Source organism: bacterium, from assembly GCA_030655055.1.
In the GTDB taxonomy this organism is placed as follows: Bacteria; Edwardsbacteria; AC1; order AC1; family EtOH8; genus UBA5202.
This window is the reverse complement of the sequence record JAURWH010000121.1, coordinates 1-5108: the sequence shown is the minus strand read 5'-3', so window position 1 is coordinate 5108 and position 5108 is coordinate 1. Positions and strand designations below refer to the sequence as shown.

Annotated in this window: 5 protein-coding genes; all 5 read right to left on the bottom strand. The window is 61.4% G+C overall.

What is annotated here, in order from left to right:
- Window positions 1-112 precede the first annotated feature (112 nt).
- The gene (locus Q7U71_05695; GenBank protein ID MDO9391249.1) at window positions 113-733 is read right to left on the bottom strand and encodes an XTP/dITP diphosphatase; all 621 of its coding nucleotides are present in this window, start codon (window positions 731-733) and stop codon (window positions 113-115) included.
- A 167-nt stretch (window positions 734-900) separates the two neighbouring features.
- Entirely contained in the window at window positions 901-1605 is a 705-nt protein-coding gene (locus Q7U71_05690; GenBank protein ID MDO9391248.1) for a type II CAAX endopeptidase family protein, read from the bottom strand.
- Window positions 1586-2596 carry a tRNA dihydrouridine synthase DusB gene (gene dusB / locus Q7U71_05685; GenBank protein ID MDO9391247.1) on the bottom strand — a complete coding sequence of 337 codons (1011 nt, stop codon included), beginning with the start codon at window positions 2594-2596 and terminating at the stop codon, window positions 1586-1588. Before dusB ends, Q7U71_05690 begins: the two co-directional genes overlap by 20 nt.
- Window positions 2597-2725: 129 nt before the next feature.
- The gene (locus Q7U71_05680; protein MDO9391246.1) at window positions 2726-3754 is read right to left on the bottom strand and encodes an MraY family glycosyltransferase; all 1029 of its coding nucleotides are present in this window, start codon (window positions 3752-3754) and stop codon (window positions 2726-2728) included.
- 66 nt (window positions 3755-3820) lie between these two features.
- Window positions 3821-5108: aminomethyl-transferring glycine dehydrogenase subunit GcvPA (gene gcvPA, locus Q7U71_05675; GenBank protein ID MDO9391245.1), on the bottom strand; the 1288-nt coding region annotated here is incomplete at its 5' end.

Below are 5108 nucleotides of genomic sequence, written 5' to 3'. Positions count from 1 at the left end.
AAGCGCGCTACCAACTGCGCCACACCCCGTTTTAAAACAGGAACTTGTAATTATATAACACTTTTACCGGCGATGTCAAGCAATACCGGAGGTTCTATCCCGGCCTTGACATTCAGGCCACGGGGCAGTTGTGCCTGTCATGGCCAGAAAGACTGTTGATCAGCGGGGCGATCTTCTTCAGGGCCAGGGTCCGGTGGCTGATCCCGTTCTTCTCTTCCGGCGAAAGCTGGGCCATGGTCTTTTCATATTGCGGCAGCCAGAACACCGGATCGTAGCCAAAGCCGTTCCCGCCCCGGGGCTGGTCAGTGATCCTGCCCTCTATCTTCCCCTCGGTAAAATAGGCCCGGTTGTGGTTGGAGACCAGGGCCATGGTGCAGACGAAGCGGGCGGTCAGTTTTTCCTGGGGCAGGCCTTTCAGCTCGGCCAGCAGCTTTTGGATGTTCTTTGCGGGGTCGGCCTCCTCCCCGGCATAGCGGGCGGAGTGCACCCCCGGGCGGCCCTGCAGGGCGTCCACCTCCAGGCCGGAATCATCGGCCAGGGCCCAGCAGCCGGAGTGATAGGCCGCGGTCTGGGCCTTAAGCAGGGCGTTGTCGGCAAAGGTCTTTCCCGTCTCCTCCACCTCCGGGTACTCCGGAAGATCATTCAGGCTCAGGAACTCCACCCCGTCCACTTTAAGGATCTGGGAGATCTCCCTGAGCTTGTGCGCGTTCCTGGTGGCGATGACTATCTGCATAATGGTTTGAGTTGATTAAATTTCAAGCACTAAATGCTAAATCCTAAATCACCGCCGTTGGCGGGATCCCGCTGCGGCGGGACAAAACCCAATGATCAAAGGATCCAATTCACAAGCTGTTTCGAGATTTGTGATTTTTGCCTTGTTTAGAATTTGCCGGCTTCGGGTTATCTCAGGTACTTCCACACCAGGAAGATGATGGCCCCCCATCCCCCCAGCCCGTGGCAGATGGCCGCGGCCCAGATGTTTTTGGTGTGCTGGGTCAGCCAGGCCAAGACCAGCCCGCTCAGGAACACCAGCCCCACCAATGGCAGGCCGGGCAGCCCCGGCACCAGGAAGCCCACCGTCACCAGGTGATAGAAGGTGAACAGCAGGGCCGAGATCAGCACCGTTTTGGTTTTGGAGAACCTCAGGCTCAACAATCCCTGCAGACCGGCCCGCCAGTACAGCTCCTCGCCCACCGGGACTATGATCCCCACAAACAGAAAGAACTGCCAGAAGCTGTAGCGCAGGGCCTGGCTCTGGGCCAGGCGCTGGGAGCAGGCCTGCAGCATGTTCCCGGAAACGGCCTGGGTGAAGAACATGGTCCCCAGCACCAGTATCAGGGCCGCCGCCCCCAGGGCCGATGATATTCCCCAGGCCAGGCTCTTTAGGATGTTCCGGGGCCTCATTACCAGCATTGACTTTAACCGGAAGGCCCTGATCACCCAGTAGGCTCCGCCGTAAAATATCAGGCAGCACAGGATGATGGCCAGCCAGGCGTCGTTCAATATCCACAGCCCCAGCCAGTTGGCCAGGGCCGGGGCCAGGGTCAGGGCCGCCAGTAGAAAGTCGATGGCCGGGCGGGAATGTTTATTCCGGTGTTTGTTCATCCATATCCCCCTGATGCCGGTGAATGGAGTTTTGGAGTTTTTCCAGCAGTCCCAGCACTTCCTCCCTGGTCTCGGCCCGCATAAGTTCCTGGCGCAGGGCGGCCGCCCCGGGAATGCCCTTGATGTACCAGCCCAGATGCTTGCGCATTTCCCGGAGGCCCCGGGGCTGGCCCTTGTCGGCCACCGCCATCTCTATGTGCTGGATTATGACCGCCAGCTTTTCCGGCCAGCTTACTGCAAATTCAGAATTCTGAATTCCGACTTCTGAATTCAATGCGCGGTTGATCTCAGCAAACAAGAAGGGATTTCCCAAAGCCGCCCGGCCCACCATCACCAGGTCGCAGCCGGTCTCCTCCGCCATCCTTGCGGCGTCGGCCCCGCTCTTGACATCGCCGTTGCCTATCACCGGGATCTTGACCGCCTGCTTGACCCGGCCGATCACCGCCCAGTCGGCCGAACCGGAGAACATCTGGCTCTTGGTGCGCCCGTGGACCGCTATGGCCGCGATGCCGCTGGCCTCAAGTATTTTGGCTATCTCCACCGCATTCTCGGCCCCCACCTCCCAGCCGCTCCGGATCTTGGCCAGCACCGGCCGGGGCGAGGCCTGGACCGCGGCCCGGGCGATCTGCCCCACCAGCTCCGGATCCTTGAGCAGGGCCGAGCCGCCCCCGTTCTTGACGATCTTGGGGGCCGGGCAGCCGAAATTAAGGTCGTAGCAGTCGGGGGCCAATGGCTCCAGCCAGGCCACCGCCTCGGCAAAGGCCTGGGGCCTTTTGCCGAAAAGCTGGAGGGCCACCGGGCGCTCCTCCTCCCGGAACCCGGCCATTTTGAGGGTCTTCCCGTGGTGGCGGGACAGGGCCTCGGTGGAAAGCATCTCGGAATATACCAGGGCCGCCCCGTGCCGGCGGCATATAACGCGAAAGGCCGAATCGGTGATGCCCGCCATGGGCGCCAGCACCGCCCGGCCCTTAAGTTGGCTGATGTCTAACACTGTTCCCAAATTGTATCCTGAATTGTTATGGTGATTGAAACCAGGCAGCAAGAGAATGGATCGTCATAAAAATGATCGGCGTCAATCGGCGATGATCCGCGTCCCGTTCCCCGGTCCGGGCTATGGTCCTTACTCCCGGTTCTTCTGCCATTTTTTAAAGAAGGCCCGGAGCAGGATGATGAACACCGCCACCAGGATGGAGATCAGCCGACGGTCGGCCGAGGCCGCCATGATGGACAGCACCGACAGGAAGAAAGTGCTGCCGTAAAGGAACAGCACCGCCCCCTGGTGGGAAAACCCGGCCGACAAAAGCAGGTGGTGGATGTGCTCCTTGTCCGCCTGGTAGAATTTCTGGCCCCGCCGGGTCCGCCGCAGAACCGCCTTGACTGTGTCGAAGATCGGCACGCCCAGGGCGGCGATGGGCAGCAGCAGGGAGATGGCGGCCACGCTCTTCATGGTGCCCAGAGTGGTCATGGCCCCGAACAGGAAGCCGATCAGGGTGGCTCCGGAGTCTCCCAAAAATATCTTGGCCGGATGAAAATTGAACGGCAGGAATCCCAGCAGGCTCCCCAGCATCAGGATCGAGGTCAACGCCACCAGGGGCTGTCCGGTCTGTTCGGCCACAAAGAAGATGGTGAGGGCCACTATGGCGCTGACCCCGGCGGCCAGCCCGTCCAGCCCGTCCAAGAAATTAAGGGCGTTGATCAGGAACACTATCCACAGGGCGGTGAAGGGATAGCTCAGCAGGCCCAGCTCCAGCCTTCCGCCCAGGGGATTGGGCAGCATGGTGATCAGGAACCCGCCCCAGATCAAAACCCCGGCCGCCGCGAACTGCACCAGGAACCTTAAGGCCACCGAGGCGTCCTTGAGGTCGTCGTACAGTCCGATGCCGAAGATCATCAGCCCCCCCAGGGTCAAAGCCAGAAGCTTCCGGTCCATTGATTCGAACACCTGGGGCCAGATGCCCCTGGCCAGCCACAGGCAGATGAAAAATGAAGCCGCCACGGCCGCTCCTCCCAGACAGGGCATTTCCTTCTGGTGGACCTTGCGAAGGCCGGGACGGTCAAAGACCTGGTATCTGACCGACAGGGCCATGGCCAGCGGGGTCAGTCCCAGGGCCAGCATGGCCGCTCCGAAAAATGACAAAAGATAATGCATAACTTTTTATGGGTTTACCAGAATGCCGCCCCGGTTTAAGAGGGACGGCATTCTGTTTTGAAAACTTTAACCGTTGATCTTTGAGGCCAGCTGGTCCAGTTCCTCCTTGGTCCTCTTCTCGGTGACCGCCAGCATCAGGTGGCCTTTTAATTCGGGGTAGAACTTCTCCAGGTCCAGGCCCCCCAGGATCCCGTCCTTCTTTAATTCTTCCAGCAGTTTGGCCACCGGCTGTTTGGGCTGGATCACGAATTCCTTGAAGAAGGGGGCGCTGAAGGAGGGCTTCAGTTTCTGGGAGAGATAATGGCTCTTCTGCAGGCAGAGCTCCGCCACCTGCTTGATCCCGGAGCGGCCCATCAGGGAAAGGTAGACCGCGGCGGCCAGGGCGCACAGGGCCTCGTTGGAACAGATGTTGGAGGTGGCCTTTTCCCGGCGGATGTGCTGCTCCCGGGTCTGCAGGGTCAGCACCGCCCCCTCCTGCCCCTTGGCGTCGGTGGTCAGGCCCACCAGCCGGCCCGGCATCAGCCGCAGCAGGTTGGTCTTGACGGCGAACAGCCCCAGATAAGGCCCGCCCAGGTTGGTGGGCATGCCCAGGGGCTGGCCCTCTCCGGTGACGATGTCGGCCCCGTATTCCCCCGGGGTCTTTAAAATTCCCAGCGAGATGGGATCGACCGAGACCGCCAGCAGCGCCCCGGCCTGGTGGGCCAGGGCTGAGATCTCGTCCATCTGCTCCAGGTGGCCGAAGAAATTGGGGTGCTGGACCAGCACTCCGGCGGTGTTCGGGCCCACGGCCTTCTTTAAGGCCTCCAGATCGGTGGCCCCGTCCTTGAAGCCGATCTCAATGACATCTATCCCGGCCCCGCCGGCATAGGTGGCCAGGACCTGGCGGTAGGCGGGATTGACCGTCCGGGCGACCACCAGCTGTTTGCGCTTGGTATGGTTGCAGGCCAGCACTCCGGCCTCGGCCAGGGCGGTGGCCCCGTCGTACATCGAGGCGTTGGCGGCGTCCATGCCGGTCAGGGCGGTGATCAGGCTCTGGAACTCCCAGATGGCCTGGAGGGTGCCCTGGCTGACCTCGGCCTGGTACGGGGTGTAGGCGGTGTAGAACTCGGAGCGCAGCAGAATGTGGTCTATGGCCGCCGGGATGTAGTGGTCATAGGCCCCGCCGCCCAGGAAGGATATCTGGGAGGAGGCCGGATGATTCTGCCCGGCCAGGGCCTTCACTTCTTTGACCGCTTCCATCTCGGACAGGGCCTGGGGAAGCTTCAGCTCGGCCTTCAGCCGGATCTCCGCCGGAATGTCGGCTATCAGCTCGTCAAAACTCTTGACCCCGATCCGCTTGAGCATGGCCTCGCGG

Excerpts from the sequence above, each read along its gene's own strand:
- Q7U71_05680 (MDO9391246.1), bottom strand. The coding sequence starts at position 3,754 with ATGCATTATCTTTTGTCATTTTTCGGAGCGGCCATGCTGGCCCTGGGA.
- Q7U71_05690 (MDO9391248.1), bottom strand. The coding sequence starts at position 1,605 with ATGAACAAACACCGGAATAAACATTCCCGCCCGGCCATCGACTTTCTA.
- Q7U71_05695 (MDO9391249.1), bottom strand. The coding sequence starts at position 733 with ATGCAGATAGTCATCGCCACCAGGAACGCGCACAAGCTCAGGGAGATC.